This is a genomic window from Bacillus sp. EKM420B, assembly GCF_011065565.1.
GTDB lineage: Bacteria > Bacillota > Bacilli > Bacillales > Bacillaceae > Bacillus > Bacillus velezensis.
In genome coordinates, this window is the sequence record NZ_JAAMNX010000004.1 from 365,900 (window position 1) to 391,722 (window position 25,823).

The following is a 25,823-nucleotide window of genomic DNA, read 5'->3' on the forward strand; positions in this document are numbered from 1 at the left end:
CCTCTATAAGAGGGCTTTTATTAATTTTCTAATATTTTTTCTATACCTGTATCCTGAATTAATAAATCATTTAAAGATGGGGCGACTTTTACAGCTTCTTCTGGATCTAAATCTCCGAATCCCACAATATATAACCCAAATCCTTCTGCTCCTTCCAAGTAAATCAGAGCATTCCCGCCCTCATCGTCGCCGACAGCAAGCGAGTTCGGTATGTAGTCCTGTATTTCATAGGATTCATTCATATCAATACAACCAGCAGGGCTCCATATTCGTATATACTTTTCACCAGCTACATTTATTTCTACTTCTGTGGCTTCACTTACTATGTCTAAATAATCCGATGGTACATTAATAGGGGAAAATTCCGTTAATGCTTTGATTTCTTCTTCGGTTGCTGCTGCTTCTTTCGCATCTACTGAAAAACGAGAGCTTATTTTATTGAGCAAAGTCATTTCAAATCAATCCTTTCAAATTTTACTCCGAGCTTCTCTAACATCTTATATTGTTGTTCGAGTACATTTTCAATAGTTTTATGAGAAAACCCTGCTGCTTTTAAATCCTCCACTGTGTGATTGAGTTCCTCTTGTAAAGTCGATTCCCATTTCCCTTTCCCTTGAGCAACCCGTTCATTTCGTCTCATGTTCTGTCTTTTACTTATTTCAGTGTGGGGGAACCCTTTTCCTGTTTCAATAGTTATAGTAGGCGCTTTATTGGCATCATAACCATACTTTTTTAGGTTTTCTTTTGCCCACTGCTGTTGTAATCCATGATGGGATTGTAACCGCCCACCACTAGGGCCCGTACCTTTTGGTTTTGGCATTGAATCTTTATGAGTCTTGTTAAATATTACGAAATTCTCAGTTGTGCCATTTGCTTTTACATTTAGTTTCCCACTAACTCCACGAACCCCGAACGGCACAAATGCAGCTAAGGCAGTGTGTATACTGTTATTTCGTTCTTCGTCCGATATTTTATTCCCAAACATATCTCGACCGGTTATTGCCTCACTAAAACCGTTCGCAGATGCGAGCCCATAAAGTCCTTTGTCAGAGTTTTGAAGGGCTTTAAAGGTTTTTGGGGTTTTATATATTTCGAGCGCTTTATCTGCTTTGTAAATTGCTTTTCCAGTTGAATAGATTGCCTTTCCACCTTTAAAGATACGGCCGGCCCAGCCGACAATAGGAACATAACCAGCGGCAGCCATTCCTCCTGCTGCGACTCGCTGACCGGTAGTGAGTTTTTCACCTGTGACGGGGTCAACTCCATCAGCGGCCCTTTTATAATCATAATATCCGGTAACCTCACCTGTAAAATCACATACAACATTCCACGTTTTTTCGTACCAGGGTCTATTTGCAAGCTCTTCCTGCTCCTTGGCGATTCTTCGCTCTTCAGCCTGCTGCTTTTTGAACGAAAGATATTCGGATGACTGCTTATGTAATCCTGCTTGCATCTGGTGGATTTCACTTTCCCGATACGCCTTTGCATTATAGTTGAGCGGTGTGGCGTTTTTGCCTTTACCTGTCGCATCCTGTAATGCCTGAAAATCCGCCATGATAAACGCCTCATTAGCTTCTGTCAGCGCATACTCATTTGAAAGGTTGTTATCCAGCTCACCAATTTTTTGTATTGTTTCTCTTTTTGTTGTATCCGAATCATCTAATTTCTGATCTGCGTTATCGGTTGAAAAGAGATCGAGCGGCAGTATATCTGCGATTTCATCAAGGATACCTTTCATTTCATTGCGCTGCTCTTGCATAATCGCTTTTGATTTATCAAGTGCATTTGTCAATTCATGCTCAAGGAACGATTCTTCCACATAAGAATCTGAAAGCCCGGCATCTCCAATCATGGCTTCTATGCTTGTGAGAAACGCGATTTTCATATCAATCAATTCCAACCATTCATCTGTGACGCCTGCATGATCTTGAAATAAAGCTTTGATGTTATCAGCGCCTTTGCCCGAAAAATCATTGTCGCCCAAGTCTGCCATACCTTGGAACGCATTTTTCAGGTTCGTCATTTGGTTGCGCAATTCTTTGTATTCGTTTGCGCGTTGTTTGGCGGCAGAAAGCAGGGTGGTTGCTTCAAAGATTTTCATGATCATATCCTTTCGTGATAAAATGTTATTCAAAATTTTACCACGTTGAAACTCGGAGTAAAATGAATATCTTTAAGAGTTCGAAATTTACACAGATAAAAACACTTAAAATATTTTTCGCAAATTTAGCACAAGTATTGTTAAAAAAGCTTATATATCAACGCATATAGAGGTATATTGCACGTTCTCCTAGAGCGTTTTTTGTATAAGATAGGCGCAGATTAATAATGTCGGCAAAACAAAAAACCCCTTGTTATACAAGGGGTTTTTGAGTTTAATATTTTGCAAGAACCTGGTGGAAATGATGTGAAAAAAGCCCGCTGTAAGCAAGCGGGCTTTTTCTTATATGACAGCATCAAATTGATTGACTTTCCAAACGTTGTTTTCTTTTACGAATGTTACATCGCGTTTTGCTGACGGAGAACCGTCAAGAGTCGGTACAGTGAAGCGGTATGTTTGAACGCTTCCTTTTTTAGAAAGAAGAGTCATTTTTGCTTTTTTCCAATTCAGGAGGTTATCTCCGTCGCCGACCGGAACAGCCAATTTGCCGTCTTTTACAGTGAAGTGGTAATCTTTGAGCCCTTTGTCAATCGCTTGCTTTGTAAAAGCGGGTGTCAGATATTTTACGGCTTTCGCTTTTGTTCCGAGGTCTTTGCACATAAATACGTATTGAAGATTTTGATATTCAAACGGTTCAGATGTGCAGTTTGCGTTTGATTTAAGCGCACCGCCGCTCATCGTGTTCCAGAAATGTTCTCTCGCTGACAGGGCCAGTTGAAGTGCTTGTTTTTGTGTAAGGTCATTAGATGCATTTTTTGCGGTCGCCGCAGTGCCCAATGACAGAATCAATGTAATAGTAGTGAGGAATAATAGCCATTTTTTCATGATATAATCTCTCCTTCAATCAATCTCTTTCTCTTATGTTACAAATGTTACAATAATTACAGTGAGATTACAATACCTTTTCAGAAATATTTTCCGGACTTTTTATTTTTATGGTTTATTTCCATGTAAGACGTGAGAATAAGATAAAGAGTTTCATTGAACAAAAGGTTTTTACAAGCTGTCTGCTGAATAATAAAATGGAAGAAAATCAAAAAAGGAGTCCTACATATGGAAGTACAAGATCATTTAGAAACAGCGGAAGGCCGCGGCCAGTCTGTCTGGCGATCGATGTCACTGTTTTTAGTGCCGCTGCTTTTAAGCAATGTATTGCAATCTGTCGGCCAATTGGTCGGAATGGTATTTGTCGGAAGGTGGCTCGGAGTTGATGCGCTTGCCGCCGTATCGTCTTTTTTTCCGCTGTTTTTTCTGCTGATCTCCTTTACGATCGGAATCGGTTCGGGAAGTTCCATTCTGATCGGGCAGGCTTACGGCGCGAAAAACGAAGAGAGGATGAAGGCGATTGTCGGCACTACACTGACTTTTACCTTTATGCTCGGTGTTGTTCTGGCAGTTGTCGGCAGTGTGTTTACGCTTGATATTCTGCGGCTGATGGGAACGCCGGAAAACGTAATAGATGTCAGTGTCCGATATGCGCGCATTTTGTTTTGCGCAATGCCGCTGATGTTTTTATATTTTGCGTATACGACATTTTTACGCGGAACGGGAGATTCAAAGACTCCGTTTTATACGTTAATCGTCAGTACAGTCATAAACATCGGTATCTTGCCCTTATTGATTCTCGGGCTTTTCGGACTTCCGAAGTTCGGCATTTACGGTTCGGCGTATGCAACCGTGATTTCAAACATCGTGACATTTATCGTACTCATGGTTTATTTGCGGAAAAGGAAACATCCATTGGCATTTGACCGGACTGCGCTCCGTTCTCTTAAAATGGACAAAAAGCTGCTCGCGCTTTTACTCCGTCTCGGGATTCCGTCGAGCATCAATATGATTCTCGTGTCACTTTCTGAAATTGCGGTCATTTCATTTGTCAATCATTACGGATCAAACGCGACGGCTGCTTACGGGGTTGTCAACCAAGTGGCGAGTTATGTGCAGATGCCGGCGGTAAGCCTCGGTATCGCCGTTTCAATTTTTGCCGCCCAATCCATAGGAGCAAATCAATTCGGCCGGCTGAAGCAGGTCATTAAAGTCGGCATCGGCCTGAATTATTTGATCGGCGGGGTTTTGATTGTGCTGATTTACACCTTCTCCCGGCAGATACTGGCTTTGTTTTTAACCGATCAGGATACACTCCGCATTGCCCGCAATCTGATTATGATTACCCTTTGGAGCTATCTGATTTTCGGTCATGCTCAGATTGTTTCAGCAACAATGCGGGCGAGCGGTACGGTGTTATGGCCGACGATTATCAGCATTTTTACGATTTGGGGAATTGAAGTGCCTGTGGCCTTTATTCTTTCTCATTATACGAATCTCGGCATTCTCGGCATTTGGGTCGGTTATCCGGCGGCTTTTGTCGTCAGCCTGCTGCTGCAATACGGATATTACCGGTTTGTATGGAAGAAAAAACAGATTACCCGGCTGATTCAATAAGGTTTTACCGCACATCGCTCAATTCATACGGGCGATGTTTTTTTAGAGAAGGAAAATGAGTTTAGAAAATGGAATTCCTATACATGCTAGAAAACAAGGAAAGGGCAGGTGCTTATGACGATTGAACATACGACTTATTTAGGAGTTTCAGCCATAAAAGCGGAGACTGATCAGGCTGAATGCATCATTGTGCCGGAGTGGGGATCAAATGTCATATCGCTTCGGGATAAAAGAACCGGTATGCGGCTTCTGAGAGAACCGGAAACTGCGGAGGAATTCCTCAAAAAACCCATGCTGTACGGCATTCCCGTTTTATTCCCGCCGAACCGGATTACGGACGGGACGTTTCGTTTTGACGGGCGTGCGTATCAATTCGAGATAAACGAAGAGGATAAACATAATCATATTCACGGCTTTCTTCACAATCAGCATTGGAAAGCGGCGGCAGCGAGAGAAGAGGGGGATGGAATGACAGTCGAAACAGAAATTGATCTTTCAAAGATTCCCCGTGTTCATAAACAATTTCCGCACGATGTCATTGTCCGGATGACCTATACATTAAAAGACAATGTGTTTACGCAGCGGGCGCTGATTATGAATAAGGGAACGGAGGCTTTTCCTTGGGGGCTAGGCTATCATTCCACATTTGTTTTCAATGAAGAGCGATCCCGTCTATTTTTGACGGCTGACCGCATGTGGGAATTAAATGAACGTTTCGTACCGACGGGCCGTTTATTGGATGTTCCTGATAAAGAAGCGTTCCGTCATGGAATGTCTTTGAAAAATAAACAGTTTGACGATGTTTTTCTTTCTTCCGGACGGAATGGCGGCAATAACGAAGCTGTTATTTATCATCCGGATGAGCAATTATCCGTTTTGTATCAAGCGGACACGTCTTTCAAGCATTGGGTGGTATATAACGGTGACGGAAAGCAGGGGTTTGTCAGTCTTGAGCCTTATACTTCCGTTACAGATGCATTTAATCTGAATCAGCCTGCATCACTGACAGGGCTTCAGATTCTGAAACCGGGCGAAGAAGCGGCTGCGTCATCCAGAATCACCATTTTGCATGACGAAGAATAGGAAAGAGGCGGGGATAACATTGAAAACATATGTGAAACGCTTGTGCGCGGTGATTCTGCTTTTGATCATTGCCGCAGTTCCTTATATTGATGATGCGGCTAAGGCGGCTGAACAAAAAAATACTTTGCAAAAAGAGCTGGAACACATTCTGGATGAAGAACCCGCTTTAAAGGGAACTTCAGCGGGCGTCAGTGTCCGGTCAGCAAAAACAGGGGAGGTGCTGTTCGGCAGCCGGGAAGATATGCGGCTGAGGCCTGCATCATTGATGAAACTGCTGACGGCATCTGCGGCGCTTTCCGTTCTCGGAGAAGATTACACCTTTAAGACAGAAGTACGGGCAGACGGCGCCGTGAAAGGAAAACAGCTGCGCGGAAACCTTTATCTCAGGGGAAAAGGCGATCCGACCCTATTGGCTTCTGATTTTGAGAAGATGGCTAAACAAGTCAAAGCCAGAGGCATCCATGTCATTAAAGGAGATCTGGTCGGGGATGATTCGTGGTATGACGATACCAGGTATTCAGTTGATCTTCCGTGGAGTGATGAAGGCCAATATTATGGCGCGCAAGTATCAGCTCTTACCGCTTCCCCAAATGAAGATTATGATACCGGAACGGTGATTGCAGAAATCACCCCGGCGAAACAGCCCGGTAAAAAGCCGCGCATTTCGATTTCTCCCCATACGGACGTCGTTCGTGTGAAAAATGAAGTGAAAACCGTCGCTTCTGATGAAAAGAAAGAATTGACGGTTGAACGGGAGCACGGTGGCAATGTGATTACGATAAAGGGAACCATACCTGCCGGCTCGTCAAAGGCAAGAGAATGGGCGGCAGTGTGGGACCCGTCGTCCTATGCTTTAGATTTATGGAAACAAGCGCTTACAAAAAAGGGTATAACTGTAAAAGGGAAAATCAGAACAGGGCGAATGCCGCACCGCACCCAGCTTGTCACATCACGGACATCCATGCCTCTTTCAGAATTATTGATCCCGTTTATGAAACTGAGCAACAACGGGCACGCCGAAATTCTGATCAAGGAAATGGGAAAAGTGAAAAAAGGGGAGGGCAGCTGGGAAAAGGGTTTGGACGTGATGAAATCGGAGCTCAAATCGTTCGGGCTGAATCCGGATGAATTGATTGCAAGAGACGGATCCGGCGTTTCTCATATTAACGGCGTATCCGCCGGCCAAATCGGAGAGCTTTTGTATGCGGTTCAGAAAGAAAAGTGGTACCCGGCTTTCCTTCGTTCGCTCCCTGTCGCCGGTGCAAGCGACAGAATGACGGGAGGCACTCTTCGGAATCGGCTGAAGAATACTCCGGCAGAGGGCAAAATTAAAGCGAAAACCGGGTCACTAACATCAGTCAGTTCGATTGCCGGCTATGCAGACACAAAAACAGGAGATACGCTTATTTTTTCCGTGCTTCAAAACGGGCTGCTTGACGAAGATGACGGAAAAGACATTGAAGACAAAATCGCAGTCGTGCTGGCAAATCAATAAGAAGGGCCGGATCCTTAGAGGGTTCGGCTTTTTTTTGATGTCTGTAAAACATTATATTGCGATTATGAATCAATCTTTTCAAAAAGTAATATCGCAATATACTTCCTTTTTTTTACACACTACTTTCTTACTTGTTCACCGATTTTTCATTTTCTAACATGAAACTTCTTTTCAGGAGGCAAAACCTTTTTAAAAGCGCAATTAATTATACATTTTATTCCTTATTATAGTGTTTAAGAACCAGTTTGCAGTGTGCATACATACCGTTTTACATGGTATAAAGATTATAGAAATGAAGAAATGAAGTGAGGAATATATACTATATTCTAAAAAATGTTAGAGAAAATTTAATTTTTTATTGTGATTTCTAAAATATGTTTTAAAATAATGCTTATATGGATGATTTAGTCATATGCTGTCGAAATTTAATTGTAATTATTTCACTTTCTTATCCTCTTAAATTGAAGCGGAGGGATTCCATTGAAGAACACTGTTTATTCTTTAACTCACGCACAAAGAAGAGTGTGGTTTACCGAGCTGCTCGAACCGGGCACAAGTATCTGCAATCTCGCGGCATGCGTCAAATTCAGGGGGGACATTGATTTTGACGTACTGCGCCATGCTTTAGATTTTTCTATCTCGCAAAATGATTCGCTCAGGTTTCAACTGACAGAAGGGGACGGATCAGAACCCCAGCTGTATCTGGCGGGACATCGGCCGATTTCTTTAGAGACTGTTGATTTTACTCATACTGATAACTCAGAGCGGGACGCATGGATTGACACGCAGACCCGTGTTCCGTTCAAGCTGTTTCATTCACCTCTGTATCAATTTACTCTGCTTGTCATGTCAGACGAAGAAGTTTGGCTTTATTCAAAATTTCACCATATTATCATGGACGGCATCTCGCTCAACCTGCTCGGCAACCAGCTCATTGATATCTACCAAAAGATCATGCGGGGCGAGGATTTAGCTGAACATCACAGGCCTTCCTATCTCAGCTACATGGAAAAAGAACAGCAATACTTACAGTCTTCCCGTTTTCAAAAGGACCGTTCATTTTGGACTGAAACATACCGAACCGTTCCGGAACACCTTTCACTGGCGGAACGAACCTCTCATCTTAGACAAAGCACTGCGGCTTCCAGAGATACAATCACTCTTTCTCACTCCTTAGAACAATCTATCCGGCGTTTTTGCAAAGAAAATAATATCAGCATCATCTCTCTGTTTATGGCTTCGTTATACATATGCATCAGCCGTCTGACGGCTAAAAAAGATATTGCCATCGGCACTTATTACGGAAACCGGGGCTCCAGGCTCGAAAAGGATATGCTCGGCATGTTCGTCAGCACACTGCCGATCAGAATGACGGCAGATCCTGATGCGGAGTTCCTGTCCTTTGTCCGCAGCGTAGGAAAAGAGCAGCTGTCTGTTATGCGGCACCAGAAATATCCTTACAATCTTTTTGTCAATGAATTAAGGCAGGTTCATCACGATCTGCAAAATATCATCGGGATTTCGATGCAATACCAGCCTCTCGCGTGGCATCAGGCGGAGGGCTTCGATTATGAAACGGCGATGTTTTTCAGCGGGCATACGGCAAATGAGCTGTCCATTTTAATTAAGGAGCGGACAGATACGGGATTGATTGAGCTGAATTTTGATTATCAATCCGCTTTATTTACTGAAACATCGATTAAACGGATTCAAACTCATTTGCTGACGATCGTTGAAAATGCCGTTAGAAATCCAAACCGGCTGATTCGGCATATTGATATGGCGGATGAAAAAGAAAAGAAACGGGTGTTAACTGCGTTTAACCGTACAGAAACGGCTGAACCGCCGGCCCCGACGCTTCACGGGCTGTTCACCCGCCGCGCCGCGCTTTCGCCGCATTGTCCGGCGCTTCGTTTTCCCGACGGTATGCTGACGTACGCCGAGCTTGACCGGTACACAGACAGACTCGCTGTTCGGCTCCGCCAAAAAGGCGTCCGCAAAGAAAGCGTGGTCGGTGTGCTCGCTGAACGCTCGCCAGAGATGGTGATTTCAGTGCTTGCCGTGTTAAAAGCAGGCGGCGCCTACGTGCCGCTTGACCCGGAATATCCGGAGGACAGGCTGCGCTATATGCTTGACGACAGCGGCGCCTGTCTCCTGCTTCAACAGTCGGGGTTATCCGTTTCCGGTTTTTCCGGTGAAACGCTAGAAGTGTCTCTTTCTTCTCTGACAAGTGAGACGGAGACAGGGGCTGTCTCTGACGAAGCGGATGCTGATTCGCTCGCTTATATCATTTATACGTCCGGTTCGACGGGAACACCGAAGGGAGTGGCTGTTGAACACCGTCAAGCCGCCGCCTTTTTATCAGGGATGCAAGGGCAGTTTCCGTTAACGGAAGAGGATATTATCGTGCTGAAATCATCCTTTTCATTCGACGCCTCCATCTGGCAATTGTTTTGGTGGACGATGTCCGGCGCCTCCGTGTATCTGCTTCCGGCTGGCTGGGAGAAAGATCCTGTGCGGATGATTGAAGCTTTTTCTTCTGAAAAGGTGACGACCGCGCATTTTATTCCGGCGATGGTCAACAGCTTTTTAGACGCGCTGGAAACAGAGCCTGTAGAAACAAGAACACGCCTCGGCAGAACACTGACACGCGTGTTTGCCGGAGGGGAAGCTCTTTCCCCGCTTACGGCTTCCCGGTTTGCCGATCTTCTGCCTGAGACCATGCTTATTCACGGCTACGGGCCGACAGAAGCGACGGTCGATGCGGCGTTTTACGTCTGTGACCGAAAACGGGATAGCGGACGGACGCGGCTTCCGATCGGAAAACCCGTTCCTGGTGCCCGTCTGTATGTATTAGATAGCGGGGGAACCATCCAGCCTGCGGGCGTGGCAGGAGAGCTGTACATCGCGGGGACAGGCGTGGCCCGGGGCTATCTGAACCGGCCTGAGCTGACGGAGGAGCGCTTTCTCGATGATCCGTTTTACCCGGGAGAACGCATGTATCAGACGGGCGATATCGCACGCTGGACAGAAGACGGCCTTGTTGAATGGCTCGGGCGTTCAGACGGACAGGTGAAAGTCCGCGGCTACCGGATTGAACCGGGGGAGATCGAAGCGGCGATCCGGCGCATCGACGGCATTCGTGAGGCGGCGGTCACTGCCCGAACCGAACACAGTGAAACCGCACTTTACGCCTATATTGAAGGACGAAAAAGCGATGACGTGCGGGCGGAGCTTGCGGCACGTCTTCCGGCCTACATGGTGCCGGCTCAGTTTATAGAGATGAGCGAGTGGCCGGTCACACCGAGCGGAAAGCTTGACCGCCGCGCGCTGCCGGCTCCCGGCGGATCGGCAGACAGACGGGCGTACACAGCCCCTCGGAACGTCACGGAAATGAAGCTTTGCGCCCTTTGGGAAGAGGTGCTGAAAAACGGCCCTGTCGGCATCCGGGATCACTTTTTTGAGCGGGGCGGCCATTCGTTAAAAGCGACGGCTCTCGTATCCCGCATCGCCAAGGAGTTCGGTGTTCAGGTGCCGTTACAGGACATCTTCGCCCGGCCGACGGTGGAAGAGCTCGCTTCGGTTATTCAGGACTTGGAAGAGAGCCCGTATGAAGCGATTCAGCCGGCGAAAACGCAGGACACTTATCCGGTGTCTTCAGCGCAGAAACGGATGTATGTGCTCCAGCAGCTTGAAGACGGCGGTGTCGGCTACAATATGCCGGCTGTGCTGGAACTGACGGGCCCGCTTGACCGTGTCCGGCTGGAGGAGACGTTCCGGCAGCTTGTGGAGCGGCACGAATCGCTTAGAACGTCCTTCGAAACGGGGCCTGACGGCGAACCGGTGCAGCGCATCCATGACAGCGTACCGTTTCAGCTCGATGAGGCCGAGTCAGCTGACACATTCGTCCGGCCGTTTTGTCTGGAGGAAGCGCCGCTCTTCCGTGCGGCCCTCGTGAAAGAATCGGACGAACGCCATCTTTTATTAACGGATATGCATCATATTATCTCTGACGGTGTGTCCGTCAACACCTTGATAAAAGAATTCGGCGAGCTGTACGCAGGCCGTTCGCTTGCGCCGATGCGCCTTCAATATAAAGACTATGCCGTCTGGCAGCGGTCGTTTCAGGAGAAAGAAGGATACCAAAAGCAGGAAGCCTATTGGCTGAAACGGCTAGAAGGAGAGCTTCCGGTGCTTGAGCTTCCGGCTGACAAGCCCCGTCCGGCTGTCAGAAGCTTTGCGGGCGGCAGCGTATCGTGCACGCTTGACGCTGCCACGGCATCCGGCCTTCACCGCATCGCACGCGATCACGGCTCCACTTTGTATATGGTTCTTCTCGCCGCGTACAATACGCTGCTCGCGCGGTTGAGCGGACAGGAAGATATCATCGTCGGATCGCCGATTGCCGGGCGCCCGCATAAAGACCTTGAACCGATTCTCGGCATGTTCGTCAACACGCTCGCCATCAGAACGGAGCCGAAAGGGGACAAACGGTTCACCGATTACTTGGCGGAAGTCCGCCAGGCGGCGCTTGAGGCGTATGAACATCAGGACTATCCGTTTGAAGAGCTGGTGGAACGGCTCGGCGTGCAGCGGGACATGAGCCGCAATCCGCTGTTTGATGCGATGTTTATTCTTCAGAATATGGAGCGAGAGGAGATAAATCTGGCCGGTCTGAAGGCGTCACGCTCAGAGCATACCGAACATGATGTATCAAGTTTTGACCTGACCTTATCAGCGGCTGAATCCGACGGAAACATCCGCTTTGAGATGGAATTCAGCACCGAGCTTTTTATAAAAGAAACGATTGAACGCTGGATGGGCCACTTACTGAATCTCTTGCGCCATGTTACCGCCGAACCGGAAGTCACACTATCGAAAGCTGACATTTTGGATGAAGAAGAAAAACAAAAGTTACTGATTGAGTTTAATAACACACAAACCGAATTCATGGAAAAACACAAACTGTTTCACCAGCTGTTTGAAGAGAAAGCAGAAGAAACGCCTCATCAGACCGCTGTTATTGAAGGAACACAACAGATCAGCTATTTCCAGCTCAATGAGCGGGCAAACCGTCTTGCCCGAACACTGCAGAAAAATGGATTCGGTCCGGGAAAAAGAGCAGCCATATTAGCAAACCGTTCGATTGAAGCGATCGTCAGTGTTCTTGCCGTCATGAAATCGGGAGGGGCGTATATACCGGTTGACTCCCATTATCCTGAGGAACGGATTCGTTATTTATTAAAAGACAGCGCAGCATCCGTCTTGATGGTGCAGTCAGAATACAAAGAACTTGCTTCACAGCTGACGGATCACAATTTATTTCTCATTCAGCTTGATCATGAAAATCAATACGATATTTCTGCAAAGAATATTCAGCCGGCAGCGTCACCGGATGATACTGCATATATCATATATACTTCGGGAACAACGGGAACGCCGAAGGGAGTCGAAGTCAGAAATCGCAGCTTTACGCATGCAGCACTTGCATGGCGCAGGATTTATGAGCTTGATCTTATACCGGTCAGAGTGCTGCAGATGGCGAGTTTCTCATTTGATGTATTTTCAGGGGATCTTGCACGCGCCCTGCTGAACGGGGGAACGCTTGTCATTTGTCCGGATGACGTCCGGCTTGAGCCGCAGCAGCTTTATCGGCTCATTGATCAGCACCGTATCACGTTTATGGAGTCGACACCCGCGCTGATTGTTCCGTTTATGGAATATATATACCGCCGGAAACTCGCGCTGCAAAGCGTAAAAATACTGGTACTTGGTTCAGATATGATCAAGTCGCAAGATTTTTATACGCTTCATGAACGCTTTGGGAAAGAAATGCGGATCATTAACAGCTACGGTGTAACAGAAGCGACAATTGATTCTTCGTATTATGAAGCCGGAATGAGCGAAGAGCCGCGGGAAGATGATGTGCCGATCGGTGTTCCGCTTCCGAATGTGCAAATGTACGTCTTAAACAAAGACAAACAGGTCCAGCCGATCGGCGTTTTCGGAGAGCTGTATATCGGAGGCGCCGGCGTCGCCAAAGGATATTGGGGACAGCCTGAGCTGACAGAGGACGCATTCAGTGACCCGTTACAAACGGGAGAAACACTTTACAGAACCGGAGATCAGGCTTGCTGGCTGCCGGATGGAACTCTTCGTTTTAAAGGGCGGATCGATAAGCAGGTGAAGATCAGAGGATACAGAATTGAGACGGGAGAAATAGAAAGTGTGCTTTTGAAACACGATCAAGTCAAAGAAGCGGCTGTTACCGTGATGAAAGATGCCGAAGGACAAGCCCGGTTAGCGGCATACATCGTTCCTAAAGAGGCCGATATCTCATCACTCCGCCAGTCTCTTATGCAGGAGCTCCCGGCTTATATGATGCCGTCTCATATTATCGGTTTAGACAGCATGCCCCTGACACTGAACGGCAAACTTGATAAATCGGCATTGCCGGCAGAAGAGATACATTCATCACAGGCATTTGTCGCGCCCGGCGATGAAAAACAGGCGATGTTATGCCGGATTTGGGAAGATGTGCTTCATATTCAGAAAGCGGGAATTCATCACTCTTTCTTTGAGCTTGGGGGAGATTCCATTAAGGCGCTTCAAGTGTCAGCCCGACTCGCCGGAGAAGGCTGGAATATGTCGATCCGCGATTTGTTTCAGTTCCCGACGATTGCAGAACTCGCGAAACACCTCACGCCGGCTGTTGCAACGGCTGATCAGGGCCCGATAGAAGGAAGCGCTCCGCTGACACCGATCCAGCAGAGATTTTTTGAGGAGCCGGGTGCGTTTGAGCTTCATTATAACCAATCAGTCATGCTGTGCAGTGAAGACAGCCTCGAAATAGATGCGCTGTATCAGGCGGTTTGCGCGCTGACAGAACATCATGATGCGCTGCGAATGACTTTCACTGAAAATGAGCATGGGGAAGTTGTTCAATATAACCGCGGAATCACAGAGCAGCATGAAGAAATCTTTACGCTTAATGTCATAGATCTTTCAGAAGAAACACAGCCGGAAAAACGGATAGCCGCTGAGGAAAAAGCAATACAGCAGGCTATGCGCCTTGATCAAGGCCCTCTGCTTCATCTCGGAGTGTTCAGGCTGAAAGAAGCCGACCATCTGCTCATCACGATTCATCACCTTATCACGGACGGCGTGTCATGGAGGATATTGCTTGAAGATCTGCAGACAGCTTATCAGCAGGCATTGGACGGCAAACAAATCGAACTGCCGCCGAAAAGCGATTCTTATATAAAGTATGCTGAAGAGCTTTTTGACATTTCCAAGAGCAAAGCATTGCTGGAGGAAGCCGCATACTGGGACAGCGTGATGTCTGGTGAAACAGCGCCGCTGCCGAAAATAACTGATGAAAACGCCGGACGATTGCAGGAAAACGCGCGCACTGCATCGTGGATATTAAGCAGCGAAGTCACGAAGCAGCTGCTGTTGGAAACACAGCAGGCATACGGAACGGATGTTCATGAATTGCTTTTAACGGCGCTTGGAATGGCGCTTCATGAGTGGACGGGTTCCGAACAGATCCTTATCAGCACTGAAGGACACGGACGCCAAGGGCATATTCCTGACATTGATATGTCAAGAACGGCAGGCTGGTTTACATCTGTTTACCCGGTGCTTTTGGATATGAGAGTGCCGGACGGCTCAGGCGAAAAAACCGCGCACCGCATAAAGACGGTAAAAGACATGATGAGACGGGTTCCTCATCACGGAACCGGCTACGGGCTGCTGAGATATTCGCGGAACATTCTTTATAAAGACCCAGAAATAAGCTTTAACTATCTCGGTGCGTTTGACGGTCTTGAGGGGACGCTGAAGATGTCACCGTTCAAGCCGCAGCATGATATAGCATCCGGGCGCATCCGCGAGTTTGATCTGGATATTAACGCGATGGTGGCGGCCGGGCAACTGGAGGTAAAAGCCGTTTATACCGATGTATTTGCACCGGGGGCAATCGAGTTCTTCATGAATCGTTTCCATACTCACCTCGAGGACATCATCGCCCATTGTTCCGGCAAGAAAGAGCGGGAAAAAACATTAACGGATTACAGCCATACAGAATTGACCGCTCAAGCACTATCAAGCATTGAAGATCTCGTAAAAGGACTTTAATTTCATAAAAAGGTGTGTGGCATTCGTGACACAAGCGACAGAAATTCAAGATATTTACCCTTTATCATATATGCAGGAAGGCATGCTGTTTCATTCGCTTCTGGATTCCGGATCAAACGCATATGTCGAGCAGATTTCGTTTACAGTCAGCGGGGATTTATGCATTGATACATTCCAAAAAAGTCTGGATATGCTTGTCAGCCGTTATGATATTTTCAGAACGATTTTCATAAAAGAAGTGCCTGACCTTGAAGGGCCGCAGCAAGTTGTCCTTTCACGCCGTGACACTGCCGTACAGACTGAGAACATTTCAGACTATTCGGAAGAACGGCAGCAAAGCATCATTGACGAATTTAAGGAAAACGACCGGCATAAGGGGTTTGATCTGCAAAAAGGCCCCTTAATGCGCTTGACTCTTTTTCAAACGGGAGAAAATCGCCATACATGCGTTTGGACTCATCATCACATTATGATGGACGGCTGGAGCTTGGGCCTTGTACTGAAAGATTTCTTCAGCATGTATTATGCGATCCGAAACAACAGGTCTGTAAACCTCGGCAGTCCGGCTCCTTACAGCACTTATATCAAATGGCTCCGAAGCCGGAATAAAGAAGAGACGTCAGCGTTCTGGTCGCGCTGCTTGGAAGATTACGGAGAAACCGTTTCCGTTCCGCAAACGAAGAATAAGCCGGCGCAAAACGGTTATGCATCTGAGCATTTTCAATTTTCCCTTGAGCCTGAAACCGTGCAAAAACTGACAGACATTGCCCGAGGCATCGGGGTCACGCTGAATACTATATTTACGGGCATTTGGGGTCTGCTTCTCCATCGTTACAACGGCACTGAAGATGCGGTATTCGGTTCAGTTGTTTCCGGCAGGCCGTCAGCTATCGCCGGCATTGAATCCATGGCCGGACTGTTTATCAATACCGTGCCGGTAAGGGTGCGCGCGGCTGGGGATATGACTTTTTCTTCTCTTCTCAAAAAAGTGCAAAAAGAGTCACTCGCTGCGGAAGAGCACAGCTATTATCCGCTTTATGACATCCAAAACGAGAGCGGCCTGCAAAAAGATCTCTTGAACCATATCCTTGTCTTTGAAAATTATCCGGTTCAGATGCAGGCTGCGGTAAACGGCTGGCAGCAAACGGAAAGCAGTGCGCTCTCACTTGAAAACTTTTCGATGGCGGAAGAAACCAATTACGACCTTAACGTCGTCATCGTTCCGGGAGAAGAGTTTTATGTGAAATTCAGCTACAATGCGGGCATCTACGATCGGGAAGACATGAAACGGATCAAAGGGCATATTCTGGAGGTCATCTCCTGTGTAACGGAAGATCCGGACAGGCTTTTATCAAGCATCAGTCTCGTACCTCCGGGGGAAGAAGCCCTGATTCATTCGTTTAACGAAACGAACCGTCCGTACCCTGAGACAACCGTTCATGGGCTGTTTGAAGAACAGGCGGCAAAAATGCCTGACCAAGAGGCGTTGAGATATAACGGAGTAAGCTGGAGCTACAAAAAATTAAATCAGCGGGCGAATCAGATTGCCCATGCGTTAAGGGAAAAAGGCGCCCGTTCCGATCAGATCACCGCTGTTATGCTGCGCCGATCAATGAGTACGGTTGCCGCTCTGCTCGGAATTTGGAAGTCGGGCAGCGCCTATATGCCGATTGATGCGGAATTTCCGCCTGAACGGATTTCATTTTTACTGAGAGACAGTGAAGCCTCACTGCTCGTGACTGAAAAAGACCTGCTCTCCCTCATTCCGCCGCATTTCAAGGGCAGCGTCGTCATCATGGAGGAAACGGTTTCCCAGCAGACCGCACCGCTTCCGCCGGTGTCTGACAGCGGAAATTGGGCGTATGTCATTTACACCTCCGGAACGACAGGCCGGCCGAAAGGGGTGCTTGTACAACACAAAGCGATCAGCAATACATTGCAATGGCGGCGTGAAGAATACGGGATGACAGAAGGAGACATAGCGCTTCATCTTTTTTCATACGTATTTGACGGGTCATTAACGAGTCTTTTCACTCCGCTTCTGTCGGGCGCCTGTGTACTGTTAACTGATGAAGATGATGCGAAAGACGTCCTTTCAATAAAACAGAAAATCGCCCGCCACGGAGTGAGCCATCTTCTGATCGTTCCGTCTCTGTATCGCGTTCTGCTTGATTCGCTGACGAAAAAGGATGCGCAGACGCTTCGGGCGGTGACATTTGCCGGGGAAGCGGCCACCCCTGATATCGTGGAAGCGAGCCGCAACATATGCCCGAATGCCGAGCTGCTGAATGAATACGGCCCGACGGAAAACAGTGTGGCCACGACGATTCTGCGCAACCTGCAAAAAAGCAGCCGGATTACGATCGGGCGCCCGATTGCCAACACTTCTGTCTATATGATGCACGGAGATCGGCTGCAGCCGGTCGGAGCCGTCGGTGAACTGTGTATTTCCGGAAAAGGTCTGGCGGACGGATATTTTCAGCAAAAAGAGCTGACGGACAAAGTCTTTACCCCTCATCCGTTTCGTAAAGGTGAACGGCTGTACAGAACGGGAGATGCAGCCCGATTTTTACCGGACGGAACGATTGAATATATGGGACGCTTTGACGATCAGGTGAAGGTAAGAGGTTACAGAATTGAATTAGGAGAAATCGAAACGGCACTCAGAAGTCTGTCCGGGGTAAAAGAGGCGGCAGTCATCGTGCGCAAAACGGCGGACGGGGAACAGGAGCTTGCAGCTTATGTCGTGCTGGAAAACGCGGGTGTGACATTTGACCCTCATGCCGAATTGGCCGGGAGATTACCTGCTTATATGATCCCGGGAAGCTTTACCAAATTGACGGAAATGCCGCTGTCTGTGAGCGGAAAACTTGACCGGGCCGCACTTCCTGAGCCGAAAGAAGCCGAGAGAACCGGTGATTATCAAGCTCCGCGCACAATGCTTGAGACTGAGCTGCTGTCTATTTGGCAAGAAGTGCTGAAACGGGAACACATCAGTATGAGAGATGATTTCTTCCAAATCGGCGGACAGTCGCTGAAAGCCGCGTCGCTTGTTTCAAACATACATAAACGGCTGCAAATTGAACTTGCCGTCCGCCATGTTTTTGAACATCCGACCATCGAGAGCATGGCCCGCTTCCTAGAACAGAGGAAAAGAGGAGAATATGCAGAAATCACGCCTGCGGAGGCAAAGGACTTGTACCCGCTATCTTTTGCGCAAAAAAGGCTCTATGCCCTTCATCAGCTTGCGGCGGACAGCACGGGCTATCATATGCCCGCTTGTCTGGAACTGAGCGGCAGACTCAACCGGGATCGTCTGCACGAAGCCTTTTCAGCGCTGTTACAAAGGCATGAAGCGTTACGGACATCATTTGTTTTGCGAAACGGGGAGCCGATGCAGCACGTACATTCACATGTCGATCTCGATCTCACAGAGGTTCACATGCCATCCGGGACACTTTTTCAAGAGACAATGGAAGCTTTCGTCAAGCCGTTTGACGTGGAAAAAGCGCCGCTTTTGAGAGTGACTTTAGCCAAAGCCACTGAAGAACGTCATTTTCTGCTGCTTGATATGCATCATCTTATCGCAGACGGTGTGTCAATGAGCGTTCTGATTCAAGAATTGACGGATTTGTACAGAGGAAAAGAGCTGCGGCCGTTAAAACTTCAGTACAAAGATTTTTCCGTCTGGCAGCATGAGCGGTTCGCCGCTGAAGAATTCAAAAAACATGAGCGGTATTGGCTGGATGCGATCGGGGAAAACATTCCCGTTCTTGATCTGCCGCTCGATAAAAAGCGCCCGCAGCTTCCTGATTTCAGCGGGTCCGTTGTACGAACGCGCCTTCAAAAAGAAACGGCGGGGAATTTGCGCCGGCTTATGGATGAGACGGGTTCGACGCTGTATATGATTCTTTTGGCAGGCTACTCCTTGTTCCTTTCTAAATTGAGCGGGCAGGAAGACATTATCGTCGGTTCACCTGCGGCCGGCAGAAGCCGCGCTGAGCTTGATGGGGTCATCGGCATGTTTGTAAATACCGTGGCAATGAGAAGCAGGCCGAAAGGGGATAAGACATTCCGCGCTTATTTAGAAGAGGTGAAAATGCTCGCCCTCGGCGCAGCCGAACATCAGGACTTCCCGTTTGAAGAACTTGCCCAAAAGCTTGATACACACCGGGAAGTCAATCGCAATCCGCTGTTTGATGCCATGCTCGTTTTGCAAAACAGTGATGATTTCAAAGTGAACCTTCCGGGCTTATCCGTTTCTTCACATGCAGTGAAACATGACATTTCAAAATTCGACTTGACGCTTCATGCCGAGGAACAGCCGGACGGCTCACTGGATTTTCATTTTGAATACAGTACCGCGTTGTTTGAAAAAGGTACGATCGAACGGTGGGCCGGTCATTTTAAAGAGCTTTTAGGACAAATCGCATCGGATGATGAGCGGAAGCTGTCTGACATTCATTTGCTGGATAAAAACGAGCGGCAGATGCTTCTTCAAGCGGAAAATCAAACAGCTGAGTATCCGAGGCATGAGACGATCGTCAGTTTATTTGAAGCACAGGCGGAAAAAATGCCGGATCAAATTGCAGCCGTTATGTCCGATGAGCGTCTCACCTACCGCGAGCTCAATGAAAAGGCGGATCGAATCGCCGATATGCTGTCGGAAAACGGCATCCGCTCCGGACAGATTGTGGGAATTATGACCGAACGATCTCCGGATATGCTAATTGGGATTCTCGGTATTTTAAAAGCGGGAGGGGCGTATCTGCCGATTGATCCTGACTATCCGGACGAGCGGATTTCATTTATGCTGACTGACAGCGGCGCGCGTGTTCTGTTGACGCAATCGGGTCTTGGGATATCCGGAATGGACGGGCTGCCGGTATTATACATCGATAAGCCTGAATCCGTTTCAGCAGACAGAACGAAAGAAATGATAACGCCTGAACAGCCGGCTTACGTGATTTACACATCGGGCACTACCGGAAAACCGAAAGGCGTTATGACGGAACACCGCAATGTCATCAGCCTTATCACACATAAAGGACTGCCGTTTGATTTCGGCTCTGGAGACGTTTGGACGCTGTTCCACTCCTATTGCTTTGATTTTTCTGTCTGGGAAATATTCGGCGCGTTTCTATACGGCGGAAAGGTAGTTATCGTGCCGAAAGAAACTGCCCGTGATCCGCATTTGTACCGGCAGCTGCTGCAAAGTGAAGGCGTAACGGTGCTGAACCAAACGCCGACGGCTTTTTCCGGACTCATTCATGAAGAAGCCGGGCATACGGACAAGCTGAAGCTTCGATATGTCATTTTCGGCGGAGAAGCGCTTCAGCCCGGCATGCTGAAAAGCTGGAAAGAGAAGTACCCGGAGACGGAGCTTGTTAATATGTACGGCATTACGGAAACCACGGTTCACGTCACATGCAAAAAACTGAAGATGGATGATATTGAGAGAAATAAAAGCAATATCGGCAGACCGCTGGAAACCCTTCATGCTTTTGTCATGGACGCCTATATGAATCCGCAGCCGATCGGAATTCCAGGTGAGCTTTATATCGGCGGGGAAGGCGTCGCGAGGGGATATGTAAACAGGGATGATTTAACCGCCTCCCGGTTCATCACGAATCCGCACATTACCGGCATGCGGCTCTACCGAACGGGCGATATTGCCAAAAGACTCTCAAATGGCGAGCTGGAATATGTCGGGCGGAAAGATGCGCAAGTAAAAGTCAGAGGCCACAGAATTGAGCTGGGAGAAATAAAATCAGCGCTGCAGGAGCTTTCCTTCGTGAAAGAGGCCGCCGTGATCACACGTGCTGATCAGCACGGTCAGCACTCCATTTACGCATACGCGGTCTTACACGGGAACGAAAAGATAAAAGAAGCAGAGGTTCAGGCCTCTCTCAGAGCTTTTCTGCCGGAATATATGATTCCCGCCCGCTTGATAGAGCTTGATGAACTGCCTTTGACGGCGAATGGGAAGCTGGACGAGAAGGCACTCCCGCAGCCTGAATTAAATGAAAGCCTTGGAGATGATATCAGCCTGAGAAATGAAACTGAAGAAATGATGGCTGACATCTGGGAAGAACTCTTAGGTGTTGAAGGACTCGGCCCCAATGCTCATTTCTTCCATCTCGGCGGGGATTCGATTAAAGCGCTGCAAGTATGTGCGAGGCTGAAACAGCAGGGCTATGAAACGACCGTCCGCGAGCTGTTCGAGCATCAGACACTGGGAGAAGTGTCGATGCGGCTCCGGAAAGTCCGCCGCGTGATTGATCAGTCTCCCGTCACGGGAGACGTGCCGCTGACGCCGATCCAGCACTGGTTCTTTTCGCAATCATTGCCGCATGATCATTTTAATCAGTCCGTTATGCTCCGCAGTGCGGACAGAATCAATGAATCTGCTATGAGAAAAGCGCTGGCACAACTCGCGGTTCATCATGACGCATTACGGATGGTATGCGGCACGCAAAACGGATCGGTGATTCAATATAACAGAGCGGAAAACCTTTCTGAAGAAGAACTCTTTACGTTTGAAACGCATGACGTAAGAGAGAAAGGTTCATTACAAGAGGAGCACGCCGCAATTGAACAGGCGGCCGCCCGTATTCAAACTTCCATTCGGCTGGAGACGGGTCCGCTCGTAGCTGTCGGCTTATTTCATGCCGCTGATGGCGATCATCTGCTGCTTTCCATTCATCACCTTGTCATTGACGGAGTGTCATGGAGGATTTTATTTGAAGATCTCACCGCGTGCTACAGGCAGGCGCTCGAAGGAAAAGAAAACGCGCTTCCGGCGAAAACCGATTCCTATCAGACTTACGCAAAGCAAATCTCTGATTATGCAAAAAGCCGCCGGCTGTTACAGGAAGCAGACTACTGGTCCGAAAGAGAAAAAGCGGCGGTCAAACCGCTTCCGAAAGATGCCCGCACCTCTTCCAATCTTCTGAAAGATACAGATGTGATGACCGTTACATTGACAAAACAGGAGACTGAGCAGCTGTTAACGGAAGCAAACAGAGCATACACAACAGAGACGGGCGAATTATTGCTTGCCGCGTTAAGCCTAGCGCTGAACAGATGGACCGGAAACGAGACATTCAAAATCAGCATGGAAGGCCACGGAAGGGAAGAGCACCTGGAGCATCTTGATATCAGCAGAACCATCGGCTGGTTTACGTCAATTTATCCGGTATTGGTTAACGCAAGTTTTCAAGATCAGCCTGATGACGGCGAGCGTCTCGGCTATCACATTAAGCGGACAAAAGACATGATGCGCCGCATACCGCATAAAGGAGCGGGATACGGGGTGCTGAAATATATAAGCAAACTCTGGGGAGAGACTGAATCTGATTCTCCTGAAATCAGTTTTAACTATCTGGGACAGTTTGACCGGGAAATCCGTTCCAGCGGCTTCGGTGTTTCTCCCGTAAAAGCGGGAAATGAAGTCAGCCCAGACTGGGAACGCCCGTACACACTTGATATCAGCGGCTCCGTATCGTCGGAATGTCTCAGCATGCATGTCGTGTACAACCGTTTTCAGTATCAAAAAGAAACGATTGAAGTTTTGACGGGATATTTTCATACCTTTCTCAAGCAGATCATCACGCATTGCACAGGAAAAGAGGAGCGTGAATGGAGCGCCGCTGATTTCAGTGACGAGGAGTTAACGCTGGAAGATCTGAATGACATTATGGGAGCCGTCAACAAACTATAGAAAAGGAGTGGCGCAATGGGGCAGCAACCGGAAATACAAGATATATATCCTTTGTCTTTTATGCAGGAGGGCATGCTTTTTCATTCTCTGTTGGATCATGACTCAAGAGCCTACTTCGAACAAGCGGTGTTTACGATCAGCGGACAGCTTGACCGGGAACGATTCCAAAAAAGTATAGATGCTGTTTTTGAACGATACGATATTTTCCGTACGACATTTATTCATAAGAATGTGGCGAAGCCCCGCCAAGTCGTGTTGAAAAACAGGCCGAGCCGCGTTCAGTTTCATGATATTTCTCATTTGGACGAGAAGGCGCAAGACAAATATGCCGACCGGTTCAGAAAAGAAGATAAAGATAAAGGCTTTGATTTGCAATCAGATCCTCTCATGAGAATCTCCATTTTGAAAAAAGCGCCTGAACGATATGTTTGTATATGGAGCCATCATCATATTGTCATGGACGGCTGGTGCTTCGGAATTGTCATGAAGGAATTTCTGATGATCTATCAATCTCTCGGAGACGGACGGCTTCCGTCTCTCGAGCCTGTTCAGCCATATGGGAAGTATATTAAATGGCTCATGAAGCAGGATCGTAAAGAAGCCGAGATTTTTTGGAAAACGAGACTTGCCGATCTTGAGCAATCGGCGTCTCTTCCGAAAAAATCCGCGGAACCAAACGGCGAACTTGAGCAGGCGGTTTTCACCATTTCTGAAGAACAGACAAATGAGCTGAAGAACATTGCGGCAAGGGCGGGAGCAACGCTGAATACAGTGTTCCAGGCACTATGGGGCATTTTGCTGCAGCGTGTCAGCCGCTGTGATGATGCCGTTTTCGGTTCTGTCGTTTCCGGCCGGCCGTCGGATCTCGCAGGCGTGGAAAAAATGGTGGGACTGTTTATTAATACGATTCCCGTACGGGTGAAAAGCGGTTCATTTTCTTTTCTGGAGCTTGTCAGGCATTTGCAGCAGGAGACGCTGCAAGCAGAAGCGTACAGCTATTATCCGCTGTATGACATTCAGGCTCAAAGCCCTCTGAAGCAAGCGCTGTTTGACCACATTATCGTGTTTGAAAATGTGCCGGCCCAGCGTGAAATTGAAAATGTGAGTCAGGCCGGTTCATTTGATTTTGCGGTAGAGGATTTCACGATGGAAGAAGTCACAAACTACGGATGCAGCATAAAGGTGATTCCGGGCAATTCTCTTTATATCCGCTTAAAATTTGATACCGGTATATACGACGATGTTTTTATGAAGAATATCGAAACATTTTTACGGCATATGGTGAACTCAGTCATTTCCGACCCTGAAATCGGCGCTTCCGAGATCGCATTGCTGGATGCGTGTGAAGCCAGAAGTATGATGGATGCATTTAACCATACAGAAACGGCTGAACCGCCGGCCCCGACGCTTCACGGGCTGTTTACTCGCCGCGCCGCGCTTTCGCCGCATCGTCCGGCGCTCCGTTTTCCGGGCGGTATGCTGACTTACGCTGAGCTCGATCAGTACACGGACAGGCTTGCCGTCCGGCTCCGACAAAAAGGCGTCCGCAAAGAAAGCATGATCGGTGTGCTCGCTGAACGCTCGCCAGAGATGGTGATTTCAGTGCTTGCCGTGTTAAAAGCAGGCGGCGCCTACGTGCCGCTTGACCCGGAATATCCGGAGGACAGGCTGCGCTATATGCTTGACGACAGCGGCGCCTGTCTCCTGCTTCAACAGTCGGGGTTATCCGTTCCCGGTTTTTCCGGCGAAACGCTAGAAGTGTCTCTTTCTGCCCTTACAGGTGAGGCGGAGACAGGGGCTGTCTCTGACGAAGCGGATGCTGATTCGCTCGCTTATATCATTTATACGTCCGGTTCGACGGGAACACCGAAGGGAGTGGCTGTTGAACACCGTCAAGCCGCCGCCTTTTTATCAGGGATGCAAGGGCAGTTTCCGTTAACGGAAGAGGACATTATCGTGCTGAAATCATCCTTTTCATTCGACGCCTCCATCTGGCAATTGTTTTGGTGGACGATGTCAGGCGCCTCCGTCTATCTGCTTCCGGCCGGCTGGGAGAAAGATCCTGTGCGGATGATTGAAGCGTTTGCCTCAGAAAAGGTGACGACCGCGCATTTTATTCCGGCGATGGTCAACAGCTTTTTAGACGCGCTGGAAACGGAGCCTGAGGAAACAAGAACACGCCTCGGCAGAACCCTGACACGCGTGTTTGCCGGAGGGGAAGCTCTTTCCCCGCTTACGGCTGCCCGGTTTTCCGATCTTCTGCCGGAGACCGTGCTCATTCACGGCTATGGGCCGACGGAAGCGACGGTTGATGCGGCGTTTTACGTCTGTGACCGAAAACGGGACAGCGAACGGACGCGGCTTCCGATCGGAAAACCCGTTCCGGGTGCCCGTCTGTATGTATTAGATAGCGGAGGAGCCATCCAGCCTGCGGGCGTGGCAGGAGAGCTGTACATCGCGGGGACAGGGGTGGCCCGGGGCTATTTGAACCGTCCTGAACTGACGGCGGAACGTTTTCTCGATGATCCGTTTTATCCGGGAGAGCGCATGTATCAGACGGGCGATATCGCACGCTGGACTGAAGACGGGCTTGTCGAATGGCTCGGCCGGTCAGACGGACAGGTGAAAGTCCGCGGCTACCGGATTGAACCGGGAGAAATCGAAGCGGCGATCCGGCGAATTGACGGCATTCGTGAGGCGGCGGTCACCGCCCGGACCGAACACGGCGAAACCGCACTTTACGCCTATATTGAAGGACGAAAAAGCGATGACGTGCGGGC

At 48.4% G+C, this 25,823-nt stretch carries 9 protein-coding genes; 6 read left to right on the forward strand and 3 right to left on the reverse strand.

Going from position 1 to position 25,823, the window contains the following annotated elements:
- Positions 1 to 20 precede the first annotated feature (20 nt).
- The 3 genes from G9F48_RS15075 to G9F48_RS15085 all read right to left on the reverse strand — a co-directional run bounded on the left by G9F48_RS15075 (position 21) and on the right by G9F48_RS15085 (position 2,986).
- Entirely contained in the window at positions 21 to 452 is a 432-nt protein-coding gene (locus G9F48_RS15075) for an SMI1/KNR4 family protein (RefSeq protein ID WP_046341269.1), read from the reverse strand.
- The gene (locus G9F48_RS15080; RefSeq protein ID WP_165409713.1) at positions 449 to 2,101 is read right to left on the reverse strand and encodes a T7SS effector LXG polymorphic toxin; all 1,653 of its coding nucleotides are present in this window, start codon (positions 2,099 to 2,101) and stop codon (positions 449 to 451) included. The genes G9F48_RS15075 and G9F48_RS15080 overlap by 4 nt, the downstream gene beginning before the upstream one ends.
- A 342-nt stretch (positions 2,102 to 2,443) precedes the next feature.
- On the reverse strand, positions 2,444 to 2,986 hold the full coding sequence (locus G9F48_RS15085) for an IseA DL-endopeptidase inhibitor family protein (protein ID WP_015417595.1): 543 nt from the start codon (positions 2,984 to 2,986) through the stop codon (positions 2,444 to 2,446).
- A gap of 228 nt (positions 2,987 to 3,214) precedes the next feature.
- On the opposite strand from G9F48_RS15085, the gene G9F48_RS15090 reads away from it, so the two are divergent.
- From G9F48_RS15090 to G9F48_RS15115, 6 genes are all read left to right on the forward strand, one after another.
- Positions 3,215 to 4,603: an MATE family efflux transporter gene (locus G9F48_RS15090; RefSeq protein ID WP_139890107.1), complete on the forward strand. Its 1,389-nt coding sequence runs from the start codon at positions 3,215 to 3,217 to the stop codon at positions 4,601 to 4,603.
- A gap of 114 nt (positions 4,604 to 4,717) precedes the next feature.
- Complete coding sequence (locus G9F48_RS15095; RefSeq protein WP_156734926.1) at positions 4,718 to 5,686, forward strand: aldose 1-epimerase; 969 nt, start codon at positions 4,718 to 4,720, stop codon at positions 5,684 to 5,686.
- A 19-nt stretch (positions 5,687 to 5,705) separates the two neighbouring features.
- Positions 5,706 to 7,181 carry a D-alanyl-D-alanine carboxypeptidase/D-alanyl-D-alanine endopeptidase gene (dacB, locus tag G9F48_RS15100; protein ID WP_165409714.1) on the forward strand — a complete coding sequence of 492 codons (1,476 nt, stop codon included), beginning with the start codon at positions 5,706 to 5,708 and terminating at the stop codon, positions 7,179 to 7,181.
- A gap of 480 nt (positions 7,182 to 7,661) precedes the next feature.
- Positions 7,662 to 15,320, forward strand: a complete 7,659-nt coding sequence (locus G9F48_RS15105; RefSeq protein WP_165409715.1) for a non-ribosomal peptide synthetase — start codon at positions 7,662 to 7,664, stop codon at positions 15,318 to 15,320.
- Between the two features lie 25 nt (positions 15,321 to 15,345).
- Positions 15,346 to 23,043 (forward strand): non-ribosomal peptide synthetase, encoded by a 7,698-nt coding sequence (locus G9F48_RS15110; RefSeq protein WP_165409716.1) that lies wholly within the window; start codon positions 15,346 to 15,348, stop codon positions 23,041 to 23,043.
- A gap of 15 nt (positions 23,044 to 23,058) precedes the next feature.
- Positions 23,059 to 25,823, forward strand: a 2,765-nt coding sequence (locus tag G9F48_RS15115; RefSeq protein ID WP_165409717.1) for a non-ribosomal peptide synthetase, incomplete at its 3' end; no start/stop codon positions are given.

Bases quoted from the DNA above. Each gene is read 5' to 3' on its own strand.
- G9F48_RS15075 (WP_046341269.1), bottom strand. From the start codon at position 452: ATGACTTTGCTCAATAAAATAAGCTCTCGTTTTTCAGTAGATGCGAAA.
- G9F48_RS15080 (WP_165409713.1), bottom strand. From the start codon at position 2,101: ATGAAAATCTTTGAAGCAACCACCCTGCTTTCTGCCGCCAAACAACGC.
- G9F48_RS15085 (WP_015417595.1), bottom strand. From the start codon at position 2,986: ATGAAAAAATGGCTATTATTCCTCACTACTATTACATTGATTCTGTCA.
- G9F48_RS15090 (WP_139890107.1), top strand. From the start codon at position 3,215: ATGGAAGTACAAGATCATTTAGAAACAGCGGAAGGCCGCGGCCAGTCT.
- G9F48_RS15095 (WP_156734926.1), top strand. From the start codon at position 4,718: ATGACGATTGAACATACGACTTATTTAGGAGTTTCAGCCATAAAAGCG.